A 23539-nucleotide genomic window follows, 5' to 3' on the forward strand; every position below is an offset into this window, starting at 1 on the left:
TTGCTGTTGAGAACAAAAAAAAGGGCTCCACGGAGCCCTTTTTCAATGGCGGCGCCGAGCCGCTGAAGCCGCCAGCGGCGTCAGGCCACAGGCTGTCGGTACTGGGCCCAGGCTGCGGCCGTCGGCGTGGTCCCCGCACCCGGCAGCGCAGGCCGTGCGAAGTAGCCATCCACCACCTCGGCCGGTTCAGTGAAGCAGTCCTTGATCCACGGAATGTATTCAAGCACTTCGCACGCCGGGTGCGCGTACGACAGGTGCACGTGCACCTGGCTCATGTCGCCCGCATGCGGCGCCACCGGCAGCCGGAAGGAATGGGCGGTGTCGCACACCCGCAGCACGTCGGTGAGGCCGGCCATGCGCGTCACGTCGGGTTGCACCCAGTCGATGGCCTGCTGTGCGAAGAACTCGGCAAACGCATCGGTGGTGTAGAGCTGCTCGCCCAGCGCCACAGGAATCGCTGTGGTGGCCGCCAGCTGCGCGTGGCCCGTCACGTCGTCGTGCCACAGCGGCTCCTCAAACCAGAACACGTCGTGCGCCTGCGCCGCATTGCAAAACCGCTTGCAGGTGGCCAGGTCCCATTTGCCGTTGCCGTCGATGGCCACGGTCACGTCCGGCCCCACGGCCTTGCGCACGGCGGCGAGACGACGCAGGTCGCGCTCCACCGTGGAGCCCACCTTGATCTTGATACCGGTGAAGCCCTGGGCCACCGCGCGCTGTGCGCCTTCGACCAGCTTGTCGTCGGAAATGCTGAGCCAGCCAATGTCGGTGTTGTAGGCCCTGACCTTCTCGCGCGCCTGCCCGCCCAGCAGCTTCCACAGGGGCTGCTGCGCCGCCTTGGCCTTGAGGTCCCACAGCGCGACGTCAATCGCGGCATGCGAGAGCGTGGTGATGCCGGCGCGCCCTATCCACTGCAGCGCCGGGTTACGCGCCAGCTTCTGCCACAACCGGGTGATGTCGCTGGCGTCCTCGCCGATCAGCAGCGGTGCGTGGCAGGTCTCGATGCAGCGGGCAATCAGCTGGTCGCCCGGCAGGTGGGCGTGGGTGCCAGTGAAGCCGTAGCCGGTCAGCCCGTTGTCGGTGTCAATCTGCGCGCCCACCACACCCCAGTGCGAAATGCTATGGGTGCTGTCGGCAATCTGCGAGCCAGTGACCGGCACATGCAAGATGAAGGCTTTGACGGAGGTGATTTTCATGGTGTGTTCTGTAGGTGATGGGTCAGCGCTGCATCATTGAGGGCGTGACACGCGGACGATGGCATCGGCCCGCTTGTGCAGGTCGGGCAGCAGTTCCAGCCCCAGGCCGGGCTTGTCGCTCAGGCTGATCATGCCGCTCTTCACGGTGGGCAGCTCGGTCACCAGTTCCTTGTACCAGCCGGTGAAGAAGGCGCGCACGCTCTCCTGAATCAGCGCATTGGGCGCATGCAGCGAGAGGTGCGTGGACGCCGCCCACACCACCGGCCCGGTGCAGTCGTGCGGCGCCACCGGCAGTTGCCACGCGTCGGCCATGGCGGCGATCTTGCGCGCCTCGGTCAGGCCACCGCACCAGCTCAGGTCCAGCATAGCCACACCGGCCACACCGGTCTGCAGGTAGTCCTTGAAGCCCCACTTGTAGCTCAGGGTCTCACTGGCGCAGATCAGCGCCTCGCAATCGACCGCGTACTGCTTGAGCAGATCCAGTGAATCCATGCGGATGGCGTCTTCATGCCAGAAGGTGTTGAACGGCTTGAGCGCGCGCGCAATCTTCTGCGCCATGGGTAAACGCCACAGGCTGTGGAACTCCACCATGATGTCCATGCGGTCACCGACGGCCTTGCGTATCTTGCGGAAGGGTTCGAGTGCGGTGTCGAGGTCTTCGTTGCTGATGTACTGGCCGTGGCTTTTCTCGGCGGCCGGATCGAACGGCCAGATCTTCATTGCCGTGATGCCCTCGGAGAGCAGCGACTCGGCCAACTCGTCTGCGTGGTGCAGAAAGCCCTGCAGGTCTTCGTAGGGGCCGTTGGTCTTGGCGAGACCCCAGTTGGCACTGGTCTGGTTGGTGGCGCTGCGGATGTACTGGTAGCCGGCGCAGGTGTTGTAGATGCGGATCGCGTCGCGGCTCTTGCCGCCCAGCGCGGTGTGCACCGGCATGTTGGCGGCCTTGCCGAAAATATCCCACAGCGCAATGTCAGTGGCCGAGTTGCCCCGGGTTTCCACACCGGAGCCGCGCCAGCCGAGGTAACCGGTGATGTCGCGGTTGCGCGCCTCAATAGCCAGCGGGTCCTGCCCCAGCAGCTTGGGCGCCACCCACTCGTGCAGGTAGGCCTCGACCGACGCGGCACCCATGAAGGTTTCGCCCAGTCCGGTGAGGCCTTCATCGGTGTGCAGGCGAATCCAGATGATATTGGGAAACTCGCCCAGGCGGATGGTTTCTACTTCGGTGATCTTCAAGACAGACTCCAGAGGAATCGAGCCAGATAAAAAAAGGGCCGCGAGAGTCACCCCCCGCAGCCCCAAGAAAATGTCACCTCACTGCCTCAGCAGTGAAGCACCTGCTCAGCTGCCGCGCGCTTTTTTCAGTGCGTCGAGCACGACATTGACCGGCTCGGCGCCAATCGTCGGCACGTTCTTGTCATACACGGGCTTGACCTTCTCGAACATGCGGCGCTGCTCGGCGGGGGTGATCTCGTTGACCTGCATGCCCTTGGTCTTCAGGCTGGCGAGCGATTTCTCGTTCAGCGAACGGTTGGCGGCGCGCTGCACCTTCTGGCCCTCGACAGCGGCTTCACGCAGCACAGCCTGCTCGGCCGGGCTCAGCTGGTCCCACAGCTTCTTGCTGTACAGCACCAGGAAGGGTGTGTAGGCGTGGCGCGTGACGCTCAGGTACTTCTGCACCTCGTTGAACTTGGAGGTCTCGATGGTGACAAAGGGGTTTTCCTGGCCGTCGATGGTCTTGGTTTCGAGTGCGGTGAACACCTCGCCAAAGGCCATAGGCACGGCGTTGGTGCCCAGGGTCTTGAAGGTGTCGAGGAAGATGTTGTTCTGCATCACGCGGACCTTGACGCCGTCAAAGTCTTCGACTTTCGCCACCGGGCGCTTGCTGTTGGTCAGGTTACGGAAACCGTTTTCCCAGTAGGCGAGGTTGACCAGACCGGCTTCTTCCAGCTTCTTGTTGAAGTAGGCGCCAGCCGGGCCGTCGAGCACCGCGTCGGCTTCTTTTTCGTTGGCGAACAGGAAAGGCAGGTCAAACACGCCGAGTTCCTTGACGATGCCCACCAGCGGCGAGCTGGAGGTGCACACCATTTCCTGCGTGCCTGCGCGCAGCGCCTGGGTGGCTGGCAGGTCACCGCCAGCAGCACCGCCCCAGAATGCCTGGATCTTCATCTTGCCGCCGGTCTTGGCGGCCAGCACTTCCTGCATCTTCTTGACGCCCACGCCCACCGGGTGGTCTTCGTTCACGCCGTTGGTGAACTTGATGGTGCGGTCGGCAAACTGCGCGAAGGCCGAGGTGGCGACCAGCAGCGACGCGCTGGCCAGAACGGATACGAGGGTTCTGCGTTTAAACACGGTTGTCTCCTTGAAATAACAGGGTTGGAAAAAATCAATCATTTCATCCACCACTTCAGGGGGACGAGAACGATTTCGGGGAAAAACACGAGCAGGAACAGCACCGCCACCTGTGCGATGAAAAACGGCATGACGCCCTTGAAGGCCTCTTCCATGCTTATCTTGGCCACACCGCACACCACGTTGAGCACGGTACCGACCGGCGGCGTGATCAGCCCGATGGCGTTGTTCATGATGAACATCACGCCGAAATACACCGGATCGATCCCCGCCTTGAGCACCACTGGCATCAACACCGGCGTGAGGATGAGCACCGTGGGCGTGAAGTCCAGCGCGGTACCCACCGCGATGATCAGCACCATGATGATGAACATCAACAGGATCTTGTTGCCCATGAAGGGCTCCAGCATCGCTGCCACCTCGGTCGGGATGTTGGCCACCGTGATCAGCCAGGCACTGACCATGGCCGCTGCCACCAGGAACATCACCACCGCAGTGGTCTTGCCGGCCGACAGCAGCAACTGGTACAGCGCCGACAGCTTGAGTTCACGGTAGATGAACATGCCCACCACAAAGCTGTACACGGCTGCCACTACTGCGGCTTCCGTCGGGGTGAATACACCAAACTTCATGCCGCCGAGGATGAGCACCGGCAGCGCCAGCGCAAAGCCGCCTTCGGCCGTGATCTTCAGCCGCTCGGCCATGCCCAGGCGCGGCGCCGGCTGGACGTTTTCGCGCCGGGCCACCCACCACCAGGTGACGCCAATGGCCACACCCATCAGGATGCCGGGCACGATGCCTGCGAGGAACAGCTTGGTGATCGACACATTGCCCGCCACGCCGAAAATGATCAGCCCGATGGACGGTGGAATCACCGGCGCGATGATGCCGCCCGCAGCGATCAGGCCGGCCGAGCGGTTCACCTCGTAGCCGGCGCGCTTCATCATGGGAATCAGCAGGGCAGACAGCGCTGCGGTATCGGCCACGGCAGAACCGGACAACGACGCCATGATCACAGCCGCAATGACGGCCACATAACCCAGACCGCCCCGGAAATGCCCGACCCAAGCCATCGCCAGATTGACGATGCGCCGGCTCAGGCCGCCCGCATTCATGAACTCGCCGGCCAGAAGGAAGAAGGGCACGGCCAGCAAGGGGAAGTTGTCAGCGCCATCGACGAAGCGCTGCGCCAGAATCTGGCTGTCAAACGACGGCAGGGCGCCGGTGAGCGTCATGAAGCCCATCAACGCGAGCCCGCAGATCAGCAAGGCATAGGCAATCGGCATGCCAATCGCCATGGCACCCAGCAGGCTGAATACAAAGACAGCGACGGTCATGAGCGCGCTCCCGGGCTGTTGACCGACACGAGGTGCGGAACGTCTTCCGACTCGATCACCTGCACCAGTTCCTCTTCGCTGAGCTGGCCCGTGACCAGGCGATACAGCACATGGATGTTGAAGAGGCCCATGACCACGGCCACCACATAGCCAATGCCGTATATCCAGATCATGGAGATGCCCACCACCGGTGACACATTGCTGACCTGCAGATCGTGCATCTTCCAGGTGCCCAGCAGGAACAGGCCGTTGCACCAGAGCATCAGGGATTCGCTGAGGAACAGGCACACCTTTTTACCCAGGATCGGCAGGTGTTTGACCAGGGTGTCCACGCCGAGGTGGCCTTTCTCGCGCATCGCAATCATGGCGCCGATGTAGGTGAGCCAGATGAAGCAGTAGCGCGACATCTCGTCGGAAATGGTGATGCCGGAATTGAAGCCATAGCGCAGCACTACGTTGCCAAACACCATGATGACCATGGCCACCAGCGCCACGACCACCAGCAGCTCCAGCAGCTTGAAGAACAGATCGATCAGTCTTGTCATGTTGTTGTCGTTGTTGATCCCTGGGGGCCGAAGGCTGGAGCGGTCTGAGCGCAGTCAGGCAGCGCGAAGATGCGGCGCCGGCAGATTCAGGCGCGGCAGCCGCCTGCGCGAAGACAGCACCATTTCAATATCGTCGCGCGCGCCGTCGATCAGCACAATGATGGCCTTCTCGGCCTTGGCTGGATCGTGTTCGATCACAGCGTCGAGCACCGCGCGGTGCAGCGGCAGGGAGTTTTTCGGGCCGTCCTTGCGGGTGGTGGAAATCTCGAAGCTGGTGCGCAGCAGCGCGCTCAATGCCTTGCTCATTTGCACCAACATGCGGTTGCGGCAGGCACGCAGCAGCCCCTGGTGAAAACGCAGGTCGAAGGTCACGTAGTCGCCGCCCTCTTCCACCGCGCGCTTCATGCCCGCAAACGCCGTCTCGATGTCGGCAATATCCTGGGCAGTGGCGCGCTCGGCAGCCAGACGCACTGCAGCGGGCTCCACCACGCGGCGCAGGTCCTGCAGGTCACGCAGGAACTCGGGGGTGAGCCCGGCCTTCGATTGCCAGGTGATGACGTCCGGGTCGAACCAGTTCCAGTGGTCTTCGGTGAGCACCCGGGTACCGACCTTGGGGCCGGTGCTGACCAACCCCTTGGCCACCAGTGACTTCACGGCCTCGCGCACCACGGTGCGGCTGACGCCCAGTTCGCCACACAGCAGGGGCTCGGGCGGGATCGACGCGCCCGCGGTGTAGCGCCCCGCGACGATGGCCTCGCCGAGGTGGTCAACCGTGTTGCCGTGGACGTTCTTGATCATGGTGCGGGAATCATGGTTATCACTGAGATTGCGGCGCCAATGGTATGACCATAATATGATTGTGAATTAAGGATTTTCCCTATGCCTGAACCCAAAGACCCCTCCAAACACACCTCCACCCCCTCCAGTTCCGCCGCATCCACCCGCAAAAAACCCGAGGACCTGCGCAGCCAGCAATGGTTCGGCCGCCAGGACCGCGACGGCTTTGCCTACCGCAGCTGGGTCAAAGGCAAGGGCGTGCCGCACGACCAGTTCGATGGTCGCCCCGTCATCGGCATTTGCAACACCTTCAGCGAGCTGACGCCGTGTAACAGTCATTTCCGGACGTTGGCCGAGCAGGTGAAGATCGGTGTGTATGAGGCGGGTGGCTTCCCGCTCGAATTCCCGGTGATGAGCCTCGGTGAGACACTGCTGCGCCCCACCGCCATGCTGTACCGTAACCTCGCGTCGATGGATGTGGAGGAAAGCATTCGCGGCAACCCGATCGATGGCGTGGTGCTGCTGATGGGCTGCGACAAGACCACACCTTCGCTCTTGATGGGCGCCTCCAGCGCCGGCCTGCCCACCATCGGCGTCAGCGGCGGCCCCATGCTCAACGGCAAGTGGCGCGGCCAGGAACTGGGCAGTGGCACCGGCGTGTGGAGCATGAGCGAGCAGGTGCGTGCCGGCACGCTCAAGCTGACTGAATTCTTTGAAGCCGAAAGCTGCATGCACCGCAGCCACGGCCATTGCATGACCATGGGCACAGCATCGACGATGGCCTCGATGGTCGAGGCGCTCGGCATCGGCCTGCCGGGCAACGCCGCCTACCCGGCGGTCGACGGCCGGCGCAATGTGCTGGCCCGCAACGCCGGCCGCCGCATTGTGGAGATGGTGCACACCGACCAGACCATCACGAAGGTGCTGACACGCGAAGCCTTCGAGAACGCCATCCGCACACTGGCCGCGATTGGCGGCAGCACCAACGCGGTGATCCACCTGATCGCCATTGCCGGCCGGCTGGGCCTGAAGCTCACGGTGGACGATTTTGAGAAGCTCGGCAGCGAACTGCCCTGCCTGCTGAACCTGCAGCCCAGCGGTGAGCATCTGATGGAAGACTTCTGCTACGCCGGTGGCCTGCCGGTGGTGATGAAAGAGATCCAGCACCTGCTGCACCGTGACATCGTCACCGTGAGCGGCAAGACGGTGGGCGAGAACATTGCCGACGCACAGAACTTCGACCCGCGCGTCATCAAACCATTCGATGCGCCGTTCAAGGAGAAGGCCGGCATCGCCATCCTGCGCGGCAACCTCGCGCCGCGCGGCGCCGTCATCAAGCCCAGCGCCGCCACACCAGCGCTGATGGTGCACACCGGCCGTGCCGTGGTGTTTGAAGACAGCCACGACTTCCATGCCCGCATCGACGACGACAACCTCGACGTGGACGAAAACTGCATCCTGGTGCTGAAGAACTGCGGCCCCAAGGGCTACCCCGGCATGGCTGAAGTCGGCAACATGCCGCTGCCACCCAAGGTGCTGAAAAAAGGCATCACCGACATGGTGCGCATCAGCGACGCCCGCATGAGCGGCACCGCCTACGGCACCGTGGTGCTGCACACCACACCTGAAGCCGCTGCGGGTGGCCCGCTGGCGATTGTGCAGAACGGCGACATGATTGAGCTGAATGTGCCGGAGCGCAGACTGCAGCTGCTGATCAGCGACGAAGAGCTGACAGCGCGTCTGGCGAAATGGACGGCGCCGCCACCGGCACTGTCGTCCGGCTACTGGAAGCTCTACATCGACCACGTTCTGCAGGCCGATGAAGGTGCCGACCTCGACTTTCTGGTCGGTCAACGCGGTGCATTTGTTCCTAAAGATAACCACTGAAGACCTTTCGAGCTGAGCCTGTCGAAGCCACAATTTCCAATGACAAAGCAGTTTGATGTGGTCGCCCTCGGCGAAGGCATGGTCGAGTTCAACCAGACCCGTGCCGGCGAGCCGGTGTATCTGCAGGGCTTCGGCGGCGACACCAGCAATGCGGTGATTGCCGCCGTCCGCGCGGGCGCGCGCACCGCTTACCTGAGCCGTGTGGGCAAGGACTGGTCGGGCGAGCGCCTGGAGGCGCTGTGGCAGGCCGAAGGGGTGGATTGCCGCGCTGTGGAGCGGGCCGACGACGGACCGACTGGCATGTACTTTGTCACCCATGGTCCGGCCGGGCATGAGTTCGGCTACCAGCGGCGCGGCTCCGCTGCGGCCCGCATGACGCCCGCGTGGTTTGCTGGCGCTCCGCATGAAGTGGTGGCGCAGGCAGGCATCCTGCATGTATCGGGCATCTCGATGGCCATCTCGGCCACCGCCTGTGACACCGTGCTGACCGCGATGCGTGCCGCACGCGCCGTCGGCTGCCGGGTGTCGTTTGACACCAATCTGCGGCTCAAGCTGTGGCCCATCGAAGCGGCGCGCGCGGCGATGGTACAGGCCGCTGCGCTGTGCGACTGGTTTTTGCCCAGCATGGACGATGCCGTTCACCTGTGCGGCCAGACCGACCCACAAGCCGTGGCGGCATGGGCCCATGCGCTGGGTGCGCAGACGGTGGTGCTCAAGCTCGGCAGCGAGGGCTGCCTGATCAGCCACGGCGGGCACTGCGAGTTCATCCCCGGCCACCCTGTCGATCTGGTAGACGCCACCGGCGCCGGGGACTGCTTTTGCGGCAACCTGCTGGCCCGGCTCGCCGCCGGTGACGCACTGGCCGATGCGGCGCGCTATGCCAACGCGGCGGCGGCACTGGCCGTGCAGGGCTACGGCGCGGTGGCACCCCTGCCGCGCCCTGAAGCGGTGAGGGCTTTGCTATGAGTGCGCTGATTGCCGTGGACTGGGGCACTACCTCGCTGCGCGCTGCACGGCTTGGCGCGCAAGGTCAAGTAGAGGAAGAGCGATCTTCACCGCAGGGCATTCTGGCGGTAGCGGCGGGTGGCTTTCCGGCCGCGCTTGATGCCTTGTGCGACGGCTGGCATCAAGACAAAACCTTGACACTGATGTCCGGCATGGTCGGCAGCCGCCAGGGTTGGGTCGAAGCACCCTACTGCGCTTGCCCGGCCGGCTTTGATGACGTAGCGCGTCAACTGGTCTGGCTGCGCCCCGGTCAGCTCGCCATCGTGCCCGGCCTCAGCTGTGAACATGATGGCGTACCCGACGTGATGCGCGGCGAGGAAGTGCAGGTGTTTGGTGCACTGCGCCTGCTGGGCCTGCAAGATGCCACCGTGGTGCTGCCCGGCACGCACAGCAAATGGGTCACGGTGCGGGGCAGCCGCATCGAAGGCTTCACCACCTTCATGACCGGCGAGTTCTATGCGCTGTTGCGCCGCCAGTCGATCTTGTCGCGCACGCTGCCGCCAGACGACGGGCCACTGGATGCCAGTGCCTTCGATCAGGGCGTGGCCCATGCGCTCACCGGCCACAGCCTGCTAGGCACGGCCTTCAGCGTGCGCACACTGTCGCTGTTTGAACGCATAGCGGCCGAGTCCCTGCCCAGTTATCTGTCGGGTCTGGTCATCGGCGAGGAACTGCGCGCCCAGCCCGCGTTTCCGGCAGCGGTGGTGGTGATTGGATCGCCCGACCTGGCGGGCCGCTACCAGCGGGCATTGGCACCGCAGGGCGTGACCACCCATGCCGTCGGGCATGAAGCAACCTGGCAAGGCCTGTGGGCCCTCTCGAAAACACTGGGCTAACACTGGAGTCCTGAGCCATGACATCGCACGACAAGTTTTCTGCTGCGCTCGACGCGCTGCCCTTGATTGCCATCCTGCGCGGCATCACACCGGCCGAGTCGCAGCCGGTGGGCAAGGTGCTCACGCAGAGCGGCTGGCGGCTGATCGAGGTGCCGTTGAACTCGCCGCACCCGCTGCAAAGCATTGCGACATTGGCTACCACCTGCCTCGACGCACTGGTCGGCGCGGGCACCGTGCTGCGCGCCAGCGAGGTCCGCGAAGTGCATGCGGCTGGCGGCCAGCTGATCGTCTCGCCGAACTTCAATGCCGAGGTGGTGCAGGAGGCCGTGCGTCTGGGCATGGTCTGCCTGCCGGGCGTGATGACGGCCACCGAGGCGTTTGCGGCGCTGGATGCGGGCGCCAGCGGGCTGAAGCTTTTCCCCGCCGAGATGGCCACCCCGGCCGTGGTGAAGGCGCTGCGCGCGGTGTTGCCGGCAGGCACGCTGCTGTTTCCTGTAGGCGGTATCACGCCAGCCAACATGACGGCGTATCGCGCTGCAGGTGCCGATGGCTTCGGCATTGGTTCTGCGCTCTACAAGCCGGGCATGACAACAGCAGAAGTCGGCGAGGTGGCGCTGGATTTTGCGGCGGCCTGCGCGGGTAATATCCGGGCATGAGTACGCCTTCTTCCACTTCATCCACCACCTCTTCAAGCATCTCCTTCGGCCTCGCAGGCCGCGTCTGCATCGTCACCGGCGGCGCGCAGGGCATCGGCGAAGCCTGCATCCGCCGCTTTGCGCATGAAGGCGCCAGGGTGGTGATTGCCGACATCGACGACACCCGCGGCTTGGCGCTGGCCATTGAGCTGGGTGGTCTCTATGTGCACTGCGATGTGGGCGACAAGGCCCAGGTCGATGCCTTGGTGGCGCAAACCGTGGCGGCGCACGGGCGCATCGATGTGCTGGTGAACAACGCAGGCATCTTCAAGGCGGCGGATTTCCTCGATGTGACCGAGGCCGACTTTGACGCTGTGCTGCGCATCAACCTCAAGGGTTCTTTTCTGGTGGGGCAGGCAGTGGCCCGCGAGATGACCCGCAACGCGCCAGCCGGACCGCACGGCGCACGCGGGGCCATCATCCACATGAGCTCGGTCAATGGCGTGCTGACCATTCCCACCATTGCCAGCTACAACGTCAGCAAGGGCGGCATCAACCAGCTCACGCGCGTGATGGCGCTGGCGCTGGCCGACAAGGGTATCCGGGTGAACGCCGTGGCACCCGGCACCATTGCCACCGAGCTGGCGGCCAAAGCTGTGCTCACCAGCGACGAAGCCAAGGCGCGCATCATGACCCGCACGCCGATGAAGCGGCTGGGTGAGCCTTCAGAGATTGCCGACACGGTGGCGTACCTCGCCAGCGATGCCGCCAGCTACATCACCGGGGAGATTGTGGTGGTCGACGGCGGGCGCATGACGCTGAATTACACCGTGCCGGTGTAAGGCCTGCAGCGTCGCTCAAGCAGGACCAATCGCCCTGCGCCGTTGAGTTGGATCATGCCCACCACAAAAGGTGCACCCCGAAGGCTGCTGTTTCAATAGACTGGGCCTCTGGCTTCTGGAGTTCACCATGCCGATTTGCCTTGCTTCGCCCTTGCTTTCATTCTCGACCCAACCATGTTCCTTGGCGATGACCCATACCGCCAGAAGCTGCCGCAGTGTCGACCGCGCTTGACGCTTCCACGCTGCTGGGCCTGAGCGTGGCGCTGGGCATCGGCCTGCTGATTGGCGCTGAGCGCGAGCGCCGCAAAGGCAGCGGGCCCACACGCAGTGCCGCCGGCATACGGACTTTTTCCGTCGTCGCCCTGCTGGGTGCCGTCGCGGTGCTGCTGGGCGGCACGGCCGTGCTGGTGGCCGTGACGGCGGTGGTCGGCGCGCTGGCGCTGGCCGCCTACCTGCGCACGCGCGAGACCGATCCCGGGATGACCACCGAAGTCGCGCTGCTGCTGACCTGCCTGCTCGGCGGGCTGGCGATGCGGCATGCCGTGCTGGCGGCTGGCGTGGGGGCAGCACTGGCTGCGCTGCTGGCCGCCAAGACCCGGCTGCATCACTTTGTGTCCCGCATCCTGACCGAGCGAGAGTTGCACGACGCCTTGCTGTTCTCGGCAGCGGCGTTGATCGTGCTGCCGCTGGCACCAGACCGTTTCATGGGCCCCTTCGATGCCGTCAATCCCTATGCGATCACCCGTTTGGTGGTGCTGGTGATGGCCATCAGTGCGCTTGGCTATGCCGCAACGCGCGCGCTGGGTCCGCGTTACGGCCTGCCGCTGGCGGGGCTGGCTGCCGGCTTCATCTCCAGCACCGCCACCATTCATGCCATGGGCACGCGTGCATCCGGGTCCAGGGCACAGGCAGACGGCGCGACGGCCGGCGCAGTGCTCTCCAGCATTGCCACCATCGTCCAGCTCGCTGTGGTGGTGACGGCCGTGCAGCCTGCACTGCTTGACGCGCTGCTGTGGCCGCTGCTGCTGGGCGGTCTCGCCGCCTGCGCCTACAGTCTGCTGTTCTTCCCTCGCGGAACGGCAGCGCCAGGCCACCCACAGGATCCGGCAGACAAGCCAGACCTGGGCCGCGCCTTTGACCTGAAAACTGCGGTGTCCTTTGCGGCGGTCGTCAGCCTCGTGCTGATGGTGTCTGCGGCACTCAGCGGCTGGCTGGGTGCACGCGGCACGCTGCTGGCAGCAGCCGTGACCGGGCTGGTGGACGCCCACGCCACCGCCGCCTCGGCGGCCTCGCTGGTGAAGGCCGACAAACTGCCACTGGACACCGCCCTCTGGGCCGTCCTCATCGGCCTGAGCACCAACTCGCTGATGAAGGCGCTGGTGGCCTTCCACGCAGGGGGCCGCGCTTACGCGGCGCGCATCGTGCCAGGGCTGGTGCTCGTCATCGCGGCGGTCTGGCTCGGTGTGTGGCTGACCTGAAAACTAGAATGGGCCATGCCTGCTGACGCCCCACCCCCCGGCCTGTTTACCGATGAAGCGGGCACCACGCGCTGCGTCTGGTGCCAGGCCACGCCGCTGTACCGCAACTACCACGACAGTGAATGGGGCTTTCCTGTCGCTGACGAGCGCCGGCTGTTCGAAAAAATCTGCCTCGAAGGCTTTCAGGCTGGACTGAGCTGGCTGACCATCCTGAACAAGCGCGAATCTTTTCGCAGCGGCTTTGCCAACTTCGACGCCGAGCAGGTGGCACGCTTCGACCAGCGTGACGTGAAGCGTCTGCTGGCCGACGCAGGCATCGTGCGCCATGCGGGCAAGATTGCCTCCACCATCAACAACGCCCAGCGCGTGCTGGAGCTGCGCCGCGAGTTCGGCTCGCTCGGCGCCTATGTGTGGCGCCTTGAACCCACACCCGCCGAGCGCCCGGCTCGCATCACGCTTGACGCACTGAAGACCTTCACCACCGCGTCCGCGTCGGTGACATTGTCCAAAGACCTGAAAAAGCGCGGCTGGAGCTTTGTCGGCCCGACCACGATGTATGCCTTCATGCAGGCCATGGGTCTGGTCAACGACCACATCGAGGGTTGTGCCAGCCGTGCGGCGGCGCTGAAGGCACGAAAGGCGTTTCAGCCGCCGCAGCCCGGGGCCACGCCTGCAGCCTGAGCCGGTGCGCTGAGGCCCTGCGGCGCTGCATCAGAGATCCGGCGCGTCGTCTGGCCCCAGCGCTGACAACAGCTCCAGCGATTCACCGATCAGCGCGTGCAAGGCGAGCACACGCGGCACGCCCAGTACCTCGTTCAGGCTGTTCTGCGCCGCTTTCCAGCGCAGCTGCGCTTCCTGCCGTTTGGCCTTGCCGCTGTCGGTGATGCTGACCAGGCGGCTGCGCGCGTCGGTGCCGGCAGACAGCGTGATCCATCCAGAATCGACCAGCGGTTTGAGATTGCGCGTGAGCGTTGACGCGTTGATCTGCATGCCACGCGCCAGCTCGCCCGGCCGCAACGGGCCGAGTTTGAGCACATGGCTGAGCAGCGAGTACTGCGTGCCTTTGAGTCCCGCCTTGGCGAATTCAAGGTCGTAGTGGCGGGCCACACTGCGCATCAACTGGCGCAGGCGCAGATTGGTACAGCCCTGGGCCCTCAGCAAGGCCTTGAGTTCGCCATCTGTTGCAGAGGTGACAGGGACCTGTTTCATGGATTCAATTGTATCTACAATTGTTGTATATGCAATTTAAATCACCTTGATCATTTTTATCTTGAAGGGGGCCGACATGACCACAGAAGAAACAGCAATGCAGTGGAACGAGGAATTGCAGGCAGTGCGCCAGCGCTTGCTGGCTGGCGGTGGCCAGGCGGGGCTGGCCCAGCCTTCGCAGGTGATGGGCAAGACTGGTCTGGAGATCATGCAAGCCATGCTGGCGGGCCAGATTCCCTACCCTCACATCGCCGACACCATGGATTTCGCATTGATGGAAGTCAGCCCCGGCAAAGCGGTGTTTCAGGGCACGCCACAGCTCAAGCACTACAACCCGCTGGGCACCGTGCATGGCGGCTGGTACGCCACCCTGCTCGACTCCGCTGTGGGCTGCGCAGTGCACACCCTGATGCCGGCCGGCCGCGGCTACACCACCGCCGAGCTGAGCGTGAACATCGTACGCGCCGCCTCACATGCCACCGGGCCGCTGCGGGCTATCGGCACCGTCATACACTGCGGCAAACAGCTCGCGACGGCAGAGGGTCGCATCGTCGGGCCTGACGGCAAGCTCTACGCCCACGCCACCACCACCTGCCTGGTGTTTGACCTCAAGGGTTGAAGCACCTCAGGGCTGCAGAGCGGGCCGGCCCTTCGTCGGCACAAAAGCGGGTTGTGGATTATTCTTGTACGGCTTGCCACGCTGCGGCACGGCCCCACCAGAACCCAGGAACACCCATGACCGACACCCCCCGCTTTGAGCTTTTTTCCTTCTGGCGCACCTCGGCCACCTACCGCGTGCGCGTAGCCTTCAACCTCAAGGGCGTGCAGCCGGAAGAGCACAACATCAACATCGATGCCAACGAACAGCGCAGCGAGGCCTACCTCAAGATCAATCCGCTCGGCGGCATTCCTGCGCTGATCGACCGTGAAAAGCGAAGCGATGGCCAGCTCCACACACCCATCACGCAATCGCTGGCGATTCTGGAGTTTCTCGACGAGATGTATCCGCAGCCGGCGCTGTTGCCCACCGACCTGCACGGACGCGCCCGCGTGCGCTCGCTGGCTGCCATGCTGGCCGCCGACACGCACCCGATGATCACGCCGCGGGTGAAGAAGTACCTCACCACCACCGGCGGCTTTGACGATGCGGCGTGGCGCGCCTGGCAAATCCACTGGTTCACCACCGGCCTGCAGGCAGTAGAACAACGGCTTGCCACCGAAAGCGCGACCGGCACTTTCTGCCATGGCGACAGCGTGACGATGGCTGACATTTGCCTGGCCAGCATCATCGCGGTGATGAAGGTGTTCAAGATTGAAGTGCCGAACACGCCCACCATTGACCGCATCATGGCCCAGTGCCATCAGCTGGAGGCCTTCGTGAAGGCCGAGCCCGCCCGCCAGAAAGGCGCGCCTGCGGCCTAGGTTCGGGCAGTCTTTGCCCTTCGCCACACGCCCTTCATCCGATATTGATTTTCAGGAACACCCCATGCGACTTCTCCACACCATGCTGCGCGTTGGCGACCTCCAGCGCTCCATTGACTTCTACACCCAGGTGCTGGGCATGCAGCTGATCCGCCGCTCGGAGAACCCCGAGTACAAATACAGCCTGGCGTTCGTAGGCTACGAGGGCAATCCGGCGCAGGCCGAGATTGAGCTCACCTACAACTGGGGCACCAGCAGCTATGAGATGGGCACCGCCTACGGCCACATCGCGCTGGGTGTGCCAGACGCCTACGCCGCCTGCGAGAAGATCAAGGCGGCCGGTGGTAACGTCACGCGCGAGGCTGGCCCCGTCAAAGGCGGCACCACGGTGATCGCGTTTGTCACCGACCCGGACGGTTACAAGATCGAGCTGATCCAGCGCGCTGAAATGGCAGCTGGCGCCGGTCTGCGCTGAGCCCTCCCCGTTCGCCTGGCTACGCCGCCTTGCCGATGCGGTTGACCGGAATTTTCAGGTAACTCACACCGTCGCTCTCGGGCGGCGGCATGTCGCCGGCGCGGATGTTGACCTGGATGGCCGGAAGAATCAGCACCGGCATCTCCAGCGTGGCGTCGCGCGCGGCGCGCATCGCGACAAATTCGCTTTCGGAAACACCATCGTGCACATGGATGTTGTGCGCGCGCTGCTCGGCCACCGTGGTCTGCCAGTGCGGCTCGCGCGGGACGGGTGACGCAGTCGATGAGGGCGGATAGTCGTGGCAAACGAAGATCTGTGTCTCTGGTGGCAGGGCCAGCAGCCGCCGGATGGAGCGGTACAGCTTGTGGGCATCGCCGCCGGGGAAATCGGCGCGTGCCGTGCCGACATCCGGCATGAAGAGCGTGTCGCCCACAAACACCGCAGACCCGACCCGGTAGGCCATGTCGGCCGGCGTGTGCCCGGGCACCAGCAGAGCAACCGCTTCCAGTTCACCAATCATGAAGACCTCGCCATCGGTGAACAGGTGGTCAAAGTGGCTGCCGTCGGGCACAAACGAGGGCTCCAGATTGAAGATTGTCCTGAAGGTGGCCTGCACCTCGCGGATGTGTTCGCCAATCGCGATGCGCCCGCCGACCTGCGCCTTGAGGTAATGCGCGGCCGACAGATGATCGGCGTGGGCATGGGTCTCCAGAATCCAGTCAACCTTGAGGCCCTGCGCTGACAGGTAAGCCAGCACCTTGTCGGCCGATGTGGTGCTGGTGCGGCCCGACTTGGGGTCGTAGTCCAGCACCGGATCAATGATGGCGGCGCGCCCGGATTGAGGATCAGACACCACATAGGTCACCGTTCCGGTGGTCGGGTCGAAAAAGGCTTCGATGTGCGGTGCGCTGTTGGTCGGCTTATCGATGGGTGTGCTCATGGTTCGCTCCTTGTCACGACCGTGTTGTCAGGCCGGTGGGATCAATTCAAACAATCTCTTGACTTACATTATATATTTAAATATACTACTTGCAAGCAAACTGAATACTGCCCATAAAACCCCATGAAAACATCGCACCCCGTCCTGAACCCTGAGCGCCTGCGCGAAGCGGCAGCGCAGGCGGTGAGCGCCCTGAAAGTGCTCGCCAACGAAGACCGCCTGCTGCTGCTCTGCCAACTCTCGCAGGGAGAGCTGTGCGTCAGCGAGATGGAAGAAATTCTGGGTATTCGCCAACCCACACTGTCGCAGCAACTGAGCGTGCTGCGCAAGGAGGGCACCGTGACCACGCGTCGCGAGGGCAAGAATATTTACTACCGCGTGGCTGATGCAGCGACGCTGGAAATTCTGGCGCTGCTGTATCGCCAATACTGTCCTGAAGGAGAAAAATGATGTCGATCAACTGGAACGCTTTCACTCCCTGGCATGCGCTGGCCGGCGGCATGCTGATTGGCCTGGCGGCCGCCCTGCTGTTGCTGCTCAACGGCCGCATCGCCGGCATCAGCGGCATCGTGGGTGGCCTGCTCAAGCCGGTGCGCAACGATGTCGCCTGGCGCGTGGCCTTTGTGGCGGGTCTGGTCGGTGCACCGCTGGTGTATGCCCTGTTTGCCGCACTGCCAGCCATGCAGGTGGATGCCGGCTACAGCACGCTGGTCGTTGCCGGGCTGCTGGTCGGCGTGGGCACCCGTTACGGCGCAGGGTGCACCAGCGGCCACGGTGTGTGCGGGCTGTCGCGCCTGTCGCTGCGCTCGCTGGCCGCCACCGCCGCCTTCATGGGAGCGGGATTTGCAACCGTCTTTCTCGTCCGCCACGTGCTGGGCATTTAAGGAGAACATTCATGTGGGTTTTGACATCCCTTCTGGCAGGCCTGGTGTTCGGGTTCGGCCTCATCATTTCCGGCATGGCCAACCCGGCCAAGGTGCTGGGTTTTCTGGATCTAGCCGGCGCGTGGGATCCTTCGCTGGCATTTGTGATGGGCGGCGCCGTGCTGGTCGGCTTCTTCGCCTTTCTGCTGGGCAAAAAGCGCACGGTGTCGCTGCTGGGCGCGCCGATGAAGCTGCCGACCGCGCAGCACATTGACCGCCGGCTGATCGTGGGCAGCGTGCTGTTCGGCATGGGCTGGGGACTGGCGGGCTTTTGCCCGGGGCCCGGCCTAGTCGCGCTTGGCATGGGTTCAACCAAAGCGGTGGTGTTTGTCGCCGCCATGCTCGCAGGCATGGTGATCTTCGAGTTGCTGGAAAAGCGACGCGCTTCGGTCCAAAAAGCCACCGCGTGATTCCCCCGGCGGGGGTTTCAGCGCTTGCGTGCGACCAGCCCGATGAGCGCCGACTGGCCGCTGTGTGCCGTGCCTTCGGACAGCTCGGCCTCGTACTCGCGCAGCTGCAGTATCTCCAGCCCCTGGAATGACTCCCGCAGCAGGGCCTCGGAGTAAAGATGCGAGGGCTCGGAAGGCCCGCCGGTCTTGTACACCAGTTGCCTCTGCGTGTAGCCCTGAAGAATCAGCGTGCCGCCAGGCTTGAGGCTGGCCACCATGTTCGCGAACAGGCGCGAGCGCATGGCTGGATCAGCAAACTGCACAAAGATGGCTGCCACACCGTCGAGCAGGGCTTGCGGCCAGGCATAGCTGTCGGCATCGCTGACACAGAAGTTCACCGACACACCGCGCGAGGCGGCAAGCTGGCGAGCCTTGGTCACACCAACCGCCGAGAAATCAAACGCATCGACTTGCAGGCCTTGCGATGCCAGCCACACGCTGTTACGGCCATCCCCGTCGGCCACGCTGAGCACGCGCTGCCCGCGAGAAAAATGATGGGCATGCTCACGCAGCCAGGCATTCGGTTCGGTGCCGAAAAGGTAGCCGTCTTCGGAGAAGCGCGAGTTCCAGCGGTCTACAGGATTGATGGGGGCGGCGGCATGGTTTGAAGACATCGGGAACCTGTGTGAGAGTCGATCGGAGCAATACGCCAGTCGTCAGTGCCTGATCGGTGTTCGATCAGCGTTTCATTAGGGTTTCATGAGCGTTTGAGCTGACTGGCCTGATACGCCAGTGCCGTCACCTGAGACCAGTTCTTGTGCACCAGCGCCTCGGCCGGCGTCAGCCACGAGCCGCCCACGCACACCACGTTGGGCAAGGCCAGGAACTCGGCCGCGTTCGCCACCGACACGCCACCGGTAGGGCAGAAACGCACATCGCCAAAAGGCCCACCCCAGGCCTTCAGCATGGCGGGGCCACCCGCCTGCATCGCGGGGAAAAACTTCAGCTCGGTGAACCCGTCTTCCTGCGCCATCATGATCTCGCTGCCAGTCGCCACACCGGGCAGCAGCGGCAGCCCGGCATCACGGCAGGCCTGACCCACCGCATGCGTGTAACCGGGGCTCACCACAAAGCGGGCACCGGCCATGGCGCAGGCCTGCGCATCCGAAGCGCTGCGCACGGTACCGGCACCTACCACCGCCTCAGGCACGTCACGCGCAATCGCCTCGATGCAAGCCAGTGCCTGCGGCGTGCGCAGCGTCACTTCCAGCATGCGGATGCCGCCCGCCACCAGCGCGCGCGCCAGCGCCACCGCCTGCACCGCATCGTGCAGCACGATGACGGGAATCACCGGTGCGTCCTGCATCACCTGCAGGGCCGTCAATTTTCCGTTCACGTTGAGGTTCACATCCACGACAAGGCTCCTTCTTCAGCGGTCAACGCATGCCGGCGCATGCCAGCGAACAGCTCGCGGCCCACGCCCACGCCGTTGCCCTGCTGCAATTCTGCCGGCATCACGTCGGGCGTGCGCGCCGCCCATTCAGCATCGGGCACCCGGACGAACAAGTCGCCGGTGAGCGCATCCACACGAATGATGTCGCCGTCGCGCACCTTGGCCAGCGGGCCACCGGCTGCGGCTTCGGGCGAGACATGAATCGCCGCAGGCACCTTGCCCGAAGCGCCGCTCATGCGGCCGTCAGTCACCAGCGCCACCTTGAAGCCCTTGCCCTGCAGCACGGCCAGCGGCGGCGTCAGCTTGTGCAGCTCCGGCATGCCGTTGGCCTGCGGCCCCTGCCAGCGGACCACGCAGACCACATCGCGCTCCATCTCGCCAGCATTGAAAGCCTGGAGCAAGGCTTCCTGCGAATCAAACACCCGGGCTGGCGCCTCGATGACATGCCGGTCATCCGGCACGGCTGACACCTTGATCACGCTGCGGCCCAGATTGCCCTGCAGCAGCTTGAGGCCACCCGTCGGGCTGAAAGGCCGCGACGCGGGGCGGACGATGGATTCATCCTTCGAATCGCCGAGCGCATGCCACGCCAGACCGTCTGCGCCCATGGCTGGCTCACGGGTGTATTCGCGCAGGCCGCCTTCACGTACGGTCAGCACGTCCTTGTGCAGGAAGCCAGCATCCAGCAGCTCGCGCAGGATGAAACCCGGCCCACCGGCTGCCTGAAACTGGTTCACATCAGCGCTGCCGTTCGGGTACACATGGGACAGCGTGGGCACCACGTCGGAGAGATCAGAAAAATCATTCCAGTCGATCACGATGCCAGCCGAGTGCGCCACGGCCACCCAGTGAATCAGGTGGTTGGTAGAACCGCCGGTGGCCAGCAAGGCCACCATGGCATTGACGATGGCTTTCTCATCCACAACCATTCCAATAGGAGCGTAGCGCCGCGACTTGACGATGCCCAGCACCGTGCGGGCAGCCTCACGCGTCAGCTCGTCGCGCAGCGCCTCCCCCGGGTTCACGAAGGCGGTGCCGGGCACGTGCAGGCCCATGGCTTCGAGCAGCATCTGGTTGCTGTTGGCAGTGCCGTAAAACGTGCAGGTGCCGGGGCTGTGGTAGGACTTCAATTCTGCTTCGAGCAATCCATCACGCCCGACCAGGCCCTGCGCGGCCTGCTCGCGCACGCGGGCTTTTTCCTTGTTGGGCAGGCCTGAGGTCATGGGCCCTGCCGGCACAAACACGGTGGGCAGATGGCCAAAATGAAGCGCGCCAATCAAGAGGCCAGGCACGATCTTGTCGCACACGCCCAGCATCAGCGCAGCATCGAACATGTCGTGCGACAGTGCCACTGCGGTGGCCATGGCAATCACATCGCGGCTGAACAGGCTCAGCTCCATGCCCGCGGTGCCCTGCGTCACGCCGTCGCACATGGCGGGCACACCGCCAGCCACCTGGGCGGTGGCGCCGAGCTTGCGTGCCTCTTCCTTGATGAGGGCCGGGTAGCCCTGCAGCGGCACATGGGCCGAGAGCATGTCGTTGTAAGCGGTGACGATGCCGATGTTGGGTGCGCGCTGGGTGACCACCTTGAAGCGGTCGTCCAGCGGAATGCCCGCCACGCCGTGGGCAATGTTGGCGCAACCCATGCGGTCCATGCCCGGGGCACGGCTGTTCATGGCGTGGAGCTGTGCAAGGTAAGCCGTCCGGCTGGGACGGCTGCGCTCCGTGATGCGCGCGGTGACGCGGGCGACGGTGGGATGAATGGCCATGTGAAAAACCCCGGTGGTGAAAGACAAGCCGACTCCGGGGCTTGCATCGGACCGCTGGGGTCGCGTCACAGCAGCGCGGATCGGGGTGTAACTAAATTACACGTTCTATCGTAACCGGTGAACGGGCGCGGCAACAGGTCGCGAGTTACAGGGTGGTAACGAAACCCGGCGCACCCGACGTAGAGAAGCTCAACGCAGGGTGATTTCCACCCGCCGGGCCTCGGGGTCTGTCGCTGCCGCCGCGATGGATTCGGGCTTGCGCAGCTCAATCTGCTGCTCGGTAACACCGAGGCCGACTAGCGCATCGCGAACGGACACCGCACGCCGCTTGGCCAGTTCGGCATTGCGGGCCGGGTCGCCGCTGGTGTCATGAAAACCCGACACCACGAATTTGCCGTTGGGCCCGGATGCGCGAACCAGGCCCACCAGCGCATCGGCAGCGCCTGCAGCGAGGTCTGATCGGCCAGAGGCAAAGTAGAACTTGACCACGTTGCGCTCGACCTTGACGCTGGCTGCATCCGTTTGGGCCTGCATGCTCTGGGCACTCTGCTGAGTTGGCGTATCGCCTGTGGCCGGCGGTGTGGGCGCCACGGCTGGAATGGAAGGCATTGCCACTTCGGCTGCCGGCGCCGGAGCGCTCGAAGGCGCCGGAGCGCGCGAAGCTGCGGGAACACGCATCGCAAACGCCAGCACGGACAGCACCATGGCGCCGACCACCAGCCCAACCACCGTCAACGCCACGCGCTGCGGACTCTCGTCGTCCTGCGAAAACATCAACCGACTCCCTTCACAAACTGACCGCAAATAGACCGCAAACAGAGCGCGCATTGTAAAGTGCGGGGGTGACCTCCATCGCTCGCCAGAACCCGCGCCCCCCCGCACCCATCACGCCCTCGCCGGGTCGCAACCCCGACCACATGCTGGAGGTCATCACCCGCGAATGGGGAGGCAAAACCGATCTCTGGATTTTTGGCTACGCCTCACTGATCTGGCGACCGGAGTTCGAGTTCACCGAGAAACGCTTTGCCACCATCCACGGCTATCACCGGGCACTGAAGATGTGGAGCCGCCTGAACCGCGGCACGCCCGAGTGCCCGGGCCTGGTGTTCGGCCTGCTGCATGGCGGGAGCTGCAAGGGCGTGGTGTTCCGCATTCCACGCGCGCAGGTGGCGGCTGCACTGCCCGCCCTGTGGGCCCGCGAAATGCCCAACGGCGTGTACGACCCGAAATGGCTGCGCTGCCAGACCGACCAGGGCGATGTGAAAGGCTTGGCATTCACGCTGTCCAAACGCAGCCCCAACCACACCGGCGTGCTGAGCGAAGACACCTACCGCCAGATTTTTTCAGATGCCTGCGGCCGTTACGGCACCACCCGCGAATACGCGCAGCTCACGTACGACAAGCTGCGCGAACTGGGCATTGAAGACCGTGCGCTGGGCAAGCTGCTGGCGATGGTGGGTCACTGAAGCCCGACCGGCTTGCAGGCCCATGCAATGCCGCTTAGAGTCAGGCTCTCATAACTACACCACCGGAGACTTTCATGATCGTTCGTTTCAGCCTTCTCGCCAGCGCGCTCGCCCTCACAGCCTGCGCCAGCACCATGACGGGCCCTGCAGCCGTGGCCCAATTGCGGAGCACCACGGGCAGCACCACCACAGGCACCGTGAATTTCCAGCAGAGCGGCGACATGGTGCGGGTGAGCGGCGAAATCCGCGGCCTCAAGCCGAATGCCGAACACGGTTTTCATGTGCATGAGAAAGGCGATTGCTCCAGCGGCGACGGCATGAGCACCGGCGGCCACTTCAACCCCGACGGCAAGCCCCACGGCAACCACGGCGTGGCCACGCACCACGCCGGCGATCTGCCCAGCCTGAAGGCCGATGCCAGTGGCGTGGCCAAATTCAGCTTTGATTCGCGGACCATCGCCGTGGGCGCCGGCATCAGTGACATCGTCGGCCGCGGCCTGATCGTTCACCGCGACCCGGACGACTACAAGACCCAGCCGACGGGCAACTCTGGCCCGCGCCTGGCCTGCGCCACCATCACGCGCAGCTAAACGCAGCGGATGGCCACTG

27 protein-coding genes are annotated in these 23539 nt (G+C 64.3%); 15 read left to right on the forward strand and 12 right to left on the reverse strand.

The window, feature by feature from the left end; translation table 11 throughout:
- Positions 1-80 precede the first annotated feature (80 nt).
- From AAG793_RS07520 to AAG793_RS07545, 6 genes are all read right to left on the reverse strand, one after another.
- Positions 81-1193: a mandelate racemase/muconate lactonizing enzyme family protein gene (locus AAG793_RS07520; RefSeq protein WP_341906312.1), complete on the reverse strand. Its 1113-nt coding sequence runs from the start codon at positions 1191-1193 to the stop codon at positions 81-83.
- A gap of 33 nt (positions 1194-1226) precedes the next feature.
- On the reverse strand, positions 1227-2426 hold the full coding sequence (locus tag AAG793_RS07525) for a mandelate racemase/muconate lactonizing enzyme family protein (RefSeq protein WP_341906314.1): 1200 nt from the start codon (positions 2424-2426) through the stop codon (positions 1227-1229).
- 105 nt (positions 2427-2531) lie between these two features.
- Complete coding sequence (locus tag AAG793_RS07530; RefSeq protein WP_341906316.1) at positions 2532-3542, reverse strand: TRAP transporter substrate-binding protein; 1011 nt, start codon at positions 3540-3542, stop codon at positions 2532-2534.
- Positions 3543-3580: 38 nt separating this feature from the next.
- On the reverse strand, positions 3581-4879 hold the full coding sequence (locus AAG793_RS07535) for a TRAP transporter large permease subunit (RefSeq protein ID WP_341906318.1): 1299 nt from the start codon (positions 4877-4879) through the stop codon (positions 3581-3583).
- Positions 4876-5424: a TRAP transporter small permease gene (locus tag AAG793_RS07540; protein ID WP_341906320.1), complete on the reverse strand. Its 549-nt coding sequence runs from the start codon at positions 5422-5424 to the stop codon at positions 4876-4878. Before AAG793_RS07540 ends, AAG793_RS07535 begins: the two co-directional genes overlap by 4 nt.
- 54 nt (positions 5425-5478) lie before the next feature.
- Positions 5479-6222, reverse strand: coding sequence for a FadR/GntR family transcriptional regulator (locus AAG793_RS07545; protein ID WP_341906322.1), 744 nt, complete (start codon positions 6220-6222; stop codon positions 5479-5481).
- 81 nt (positions 6223-6303) lie between these two features.
- Between AAG793_RS07545 and AAG793_RS07550 the strand changes: the two genes are divergently transcribed.
- From AAG793_RS07550 to AAG793_RS07580, 7 genes are all read left to right on the forward strand, one after another.
- The gene (locus tag AAG793_RS07550; protein WP_341906324.1) at positions 6304-8088 is read left to right on the forward strand and encodes an IlvD/Edd family dehydratase; all 1785 of its coding nucleotides are present in this window, start codon (positions 6304-6306) and stop codon (positions 8086-8088) included.
- 39 nt (positions 8089-8127) lie between these two features.
- Entirely contained in the window at positions 8128-9054 is a 927-nt protein-coding gene (locus AAG793_RS07555) for a sugar kinase (RefSeq protein WP_341906326.1), read from the forward strand.
- Positions 9051-9929, forward strand: a complete 879-nt coding sequence (locus AAG793_RS07560; RefSeq protein ID WP_341906328.1) for a 2-dehydro-3-deoxygalactonokinase — start codon at positions 9051-9053, stop codon at positions 9927-9929. Before AAG793_RS07555 ends, AAG793_RS07560 begins: the two co-directional genes overlap by 4 nt.
- 17 nt (positions 9930-9946) lie before the next feature.
- Complete coding sequence (locus tag AAG793_RS07565) at positions 9947-10585, forward strand: 2-dehydro-3-deoxy-6-phosphogalactonate aldolase (protein ID WP_341906331.1); 639 nt, start codon at positions 9947-9949, stop codon at positions 10583-10585.
- Complete coding sequence (locus AAG793_RS07570) at positions 10582-11406, forward strand: SDR family oxidoreductase (protein WP_341906333.1); 825 nt, start codon at positions 10582-10584, stop codon at positions 11404-11406. The genes AAG793_RS07565 and AAG793_RS07570 overlap by 4 nt, the downstream gene beginning before the upstream one ends.
- A gap of 215 nt (positions 11407-11621) precedes the next feature.
- Complete coding sequence (locus AAG793_RS07575; protein ID WP_341906335.1) at positions 11622-12884, forward strand: MgtC/SapB family protein; 1263 nt, start codon at positions 11622-11624, stop codon at positions 12882-12884.
- Between the two features lie 15 nt (positions 12885-12899).
- Positions 12900-13565 carry a DNA-3-methyladenine glycosylase I gene (locus AAG793_RS07580; protein ID WP_341906337.1) on the forward strand — a complete coding sequence of 222 codons (666 nt, stop codon included), beginning with the start codon at positions 12900-12902 and terminating at the stop codon, positions 13563-13565.
- A 30-nt stretch (positions 13566-13595) separates the two neighbouring features.
- Here the strand turns inward: AAG793_RS07580 and AAG793_RS07585 are convergent, their stop codons facing one another.
- Positions 13596-14093 carry a MarR family winged helix-turn-helix transcriptional regulator gene (locus tag AAG793_RS07585; protein WP_341906339.1) on the reverse strand — a complete coding sequence of 166 codons (498 nt, stop codon included), beginning with the start codon at positions 14091-14093 and terminating at the stop codon, positions 13596-13598.
- A 76-nt stretch (positions 14094-14169) separates the two neighbouring features.
- Between AAG793_RS07585 and AAG793_RS07590 the strand changes: the two genes are divergently transcribed.
- From AAG793_RS07590 to gloA, 3 genes are all read left to right on the forward strand, one after another.
- Positions 14170-14712 carry a PaaI family thioesterase gene (locus tag AAG793_RS07590; RefSeq protein ID WP_341906341.1) on the forward strand — a complete coding sequence of 181 codons (543 nt, stop codon included), beginning with the start codon at positions 14170-14172 and terminating at the stop codon, positions 14710-14712.
- 116 nt (positions 14713-14828) lie between these two features.
- A complete protein-coding gene (gene maiA, locus AAG793_RS07595) occupies positions 14829-15515 on the forward strand; it encodes a maleylacetoacetate isomerase (RefSeq protein WP_341906343.1) in 687 nt (228 codons plus the stop codon).
- A 64-nt stretch (positions 15516-15579) separates the two neighbouring features.
- A complete protein-coding gene (gene gloA, locus AAG793_RS07600; RefSeq protein ID WP_341906345.1) occupies positions 15580-15990 on the forward strand; it encodes a lactoylglutathione lyase in 411 nt (136 codons plus the stop codon).
- 19 nt (positions 15991-16009) lie between these two features.
- Here gloA and AAG793_RS07605 read toward each other — a convergent pair whose 3' ends face one another.
- Positions 16010-16930 (reverse strand): MBL fold metallo-hydrolase, encoded by a 921-nt coding sequence (locus tag AAG793_RS07605; RefSeq protein ID WP_341906347.1) that lies wholly within the window; start codon positions 16928-16930, stop codon positions 16010-16012.
- A gap of 123 nt (positions 16931-17053) precedes the next feature.
- Here AAG793_RS07605 and AAG793_RS07610 point away from each other — a divergent pair, with 123 nt between their 5' ends.
- Genes AAG793_RS07610 through AAG793_RS07620 form a run of 3 tightly spaced genes read left to right on the forward strand, consistent with a single transcriptional unit; the run spans position 17054 to position 18263 of the window.
- A complete protein-coding gene (locus AAG793_RS07610; RefSeq protein ID WP_341906349.1) occupies positions 17054-17380 on the forward strand; it encodes a metalloregulator ArsR/SmtB family transcription factor in 327 nt (108 codons plus the stop codon).
- Positions 17380-17814: a YeeE/YedE family protein gene (locus AAG793_RS07615; RefSeq protein WP_341906351.1), complete on the forward strand. Its 435-nt coding sequence runs from the start codon at positions 17380-17382 to the stop codon at positions 17812-17814. Before AAG793_RS07610 ends, AAG793_RS07615 begins: the two co-directional genes overlap by 1 nt.
- A gap of 11 nt (positions 17815-17825) precedes the next feature.
- Positions 17826-18263, forward strand: coding sequence for a YeeE/YedE family protein (locus AAG793_RS07620; protein WP_341906352.1), 438 nt, complete (start codon positions 17826-17828; stop codon positions 18261-18263).
- A gap of 17 nt (positions 18264-18280) precedes the next feature.
- Here AAG793_RS07620 and AAG793_RS07625 read toward each other — a convergent pair whose 3' ends face one another.
- From AAG793_RS07625 to AAG793_RS07640, 4 genes are all read right to left on the reverse strand, one after another.
- Positions 18281-18916, reverse strand: a complete 636-nt coding sequence (locus tag AAG793_RS07625; RefSeq protein ID WP_341906353.1) for a class I SAM-dependent methyltransferase — start codon at positions 18914-18916, stop codon at positions 18281-18283.
- Between the two features lie 83 nt (positions 18917-18999).
- Entirely contained in the window at positions 19000-19656 is a 657-nt protein-coding gene (eda, locus tag AAG793_RS07630) for a bifunctional 4-hydroxy-2-oxoglutarate aldolase/2-dehydro-3-deoxy-phosphogluconate aldolase (protein ID WP_341906355.1), read from the reverse strand.
- Entirely contained in the window at positions 19647-21464 is a 1818-nt protein-coding gene (gene edd, locus AAG793_RS07635) for a phosphogluconate dehydratase (protein WP_341906357.1), read from the reverse strand. Before edd ends, eda begins: the two co-directional genes overlap by 10 nt.
- A gap of 189 nt (positions 21465-21653) precedes the next feature.
- Positions 21654-22238 carry an OmpA family protein gene (locus AAG793_RS07640; protein ID WP_341906359.1) on the reverse strand — a complete coding sequence of 195 codons (585 nt, stop codon included), beginning with the start codon at positions 22236-22238 and terminating at the stop codon, positions 21654-21656.
- 143 nt (positions 22239-22381) lie between these two features.
- On the opposite strand from AAG793_RS07640, the gene AAG793_RS07645 reads away from it, so the two are divergent.
- Entirely contained in the window at positions 22382-22930 is a 549-nt protein-coding gene (locus AAG793_RS07645) for a gamma-glutamylcyclotransferase (protein WP_341907657.1), read from the forward strand.
- 74 nt (positions 22931-23004) lie between these two features.
- Positions 23005-23520, forward strand: a complete 516-nt coding sequence (locus AAG793_RS07650) for a superoxide dismutase family protein (protein ID WP_341906361.1) — start codon at positions 23005-23007, stop codon at positions 23518-23520.
- The last annotated feature ends 19 nt before the right edge of the window (positions 23521-23539 follow it).

This window comes from Polaromonas sp. YR568 (genome assembly GCF_943372955.1).
GTDB lineage: Bacteria > Pseudomonadota > Gammaproteobacteria > Burkholderiales > Burkholderiaceae_C > Polaromonas.

Coding starts and splice junctions, on each gene's coding strand:
- AAG793_RS07520 (WP_341906312.1), bottom strand. CDS start 1,193: ATGAAAATCACCTCCGTCAAAGCCTTCATCTTGCATGTGCCGGTCACT.
- AAG793_RS07535 (WP_341906318.1), bottom strand. CDS start 4,879: ATGACCGTCGCTGTCTTTGTATTCAGCCTGCTGGGTGCCATGGCGATT.
- AAG793_RS07540 (WP_341906320.1), bottom strand. CDS start 5,424: ATGACAAGACTGATCGATCTGTTCTTCAAGCTGCTGGAGCTGCTGGTG.
- AAG793_RS07545 (WP_341906322.1), bottom strand. CDS start 6,222: ATGATCAAGAACGTCCACGGCAACACGGTTGACCACCTCGGCGAGGCC.
- AAG793_RS07550 (WP_341906324.1), top strand. CDS start 6,304: ATGCCTGAACCCAAAGACCCCTCCAAACACACCTCCACCCCCTCCAGT.
- AAG793_RS07555 (WP_341906326.1), top strand. CDS start 8,128: ATGACAAAGCAGTTTGATGTGGTCGCCCTCGGCGAAGGCATGGTCGAG.
- AAG793_RS07560 (WP_341906328.1), top strand. CDS start 9,051: ATGAGTGCGCTGATTGCCGTGGACTGGGGCACTACCTCGCTGCGCGCT.
- AAG793_RS07565 (WP_341906331.1), top strand. CDS start 9,947: ATGACATCGCACGACAAGTTTTCTGCTGCGCTCGACGCGCTGCCCTTG.
- AAG793_RS07570 (WP_341906333.1), top strand. CDS start 10,582: ATGAGTACGCCTTCTTCCACTTCATCCACCACCTCTTCAAGCATCTCC.
- AAG793_RS07580 (WP_341906337.1), top strand. CDS start 12,900: ATGCCTGCTGACGCCCCACCCCCCGGCCTGTTTACCGATGAAGCGGGC.
- AAG793_RS07585 (WP_341906339.1), bottom strand. CDS start 14,093: ATGAAACAGGTCCCTGTCACCTCTGCAACAGATGGCGAACTCAAGGCC.
- AAG793_RS07590 (WP_341906341.1), top strand. CDS start 14,170: ATGACCACAGAAGAAACAGCAATGCAGTGGAACGAGGAATTGCAGGCA.
- maiA (WP_341906343.1), top strand. CDS start 14,829: ATGACCGACACCCCCCGCTTTGAGCTTTTTTCCTTCTGGCGCACCTCG.
- gloA (WP_341906345.1), top strand. CDS start 15,580: ATGCGACTTCTCCACACCATGCTGCGCGTTGGCGACCTCCAGCGCTCC.
- AAG793_RS07605 (WP_341906347.1), bottom strand. CDS start 16,930: ATGAGCACACCCATCGATAAGCCGACCAACAGCGCACCGCACATCGAA.
- AAG793_RS07610 (WP_341906349.1), top strand. CDS start 17,054: ATGAAAACATCGCACCCCGTCCTGAACCCTGAGCGCCTGCGCGAAGCG.
- AAG793_RS07615 (WP_341906351.1), top strand. CDS start 17,380: ATGTCGATCAACTGGAACGCTTTCACTCCCTGGCATGCGCTGGCCGGC.
- AAG793_RS07620 (WP_341906352.1), top strand. CDS start 17,826: ATGTGGGTTTTGACATCCCTTCTGGCAGGCCTGGTGTTCGGGTTCGGC.
- AAG793_RS07625 (WP_341906353.1), bottom strand. CDS start 18,916: ATGTCTTCAAACCATGCCGCCGCCCCCATCAATCCTGTAGACCGCTGG.
- edd (WP_341906357.1), bottom strand. CDS start 21,464: ATGGCCATTCATCCCACCGTCGCCCGCGTCACCGCGCGCATCACGGAG.
- AAG793_RS07640 (WP_341906359.1), bottom strand. CDS start 22,238: ATGTTTTCGCAGGACGACGAGAGTCCGCAGCGCGTGGCGTTGACGGTG.
- AAG793_RS07645 (WP_341907657.1), top strand. CDS start 22,382: ATGCTGGAGGTCATCACCCGCGAATGGGGAGGCAAAACCGATCTCTGG.
- AAG793_RS07650 (WP_341906361.1), top strand. CDS start 23,005: ATGATCGTTCGTTTCAGCCTTCTCGCCAGCGCGCTCGCCCTCACAGCC.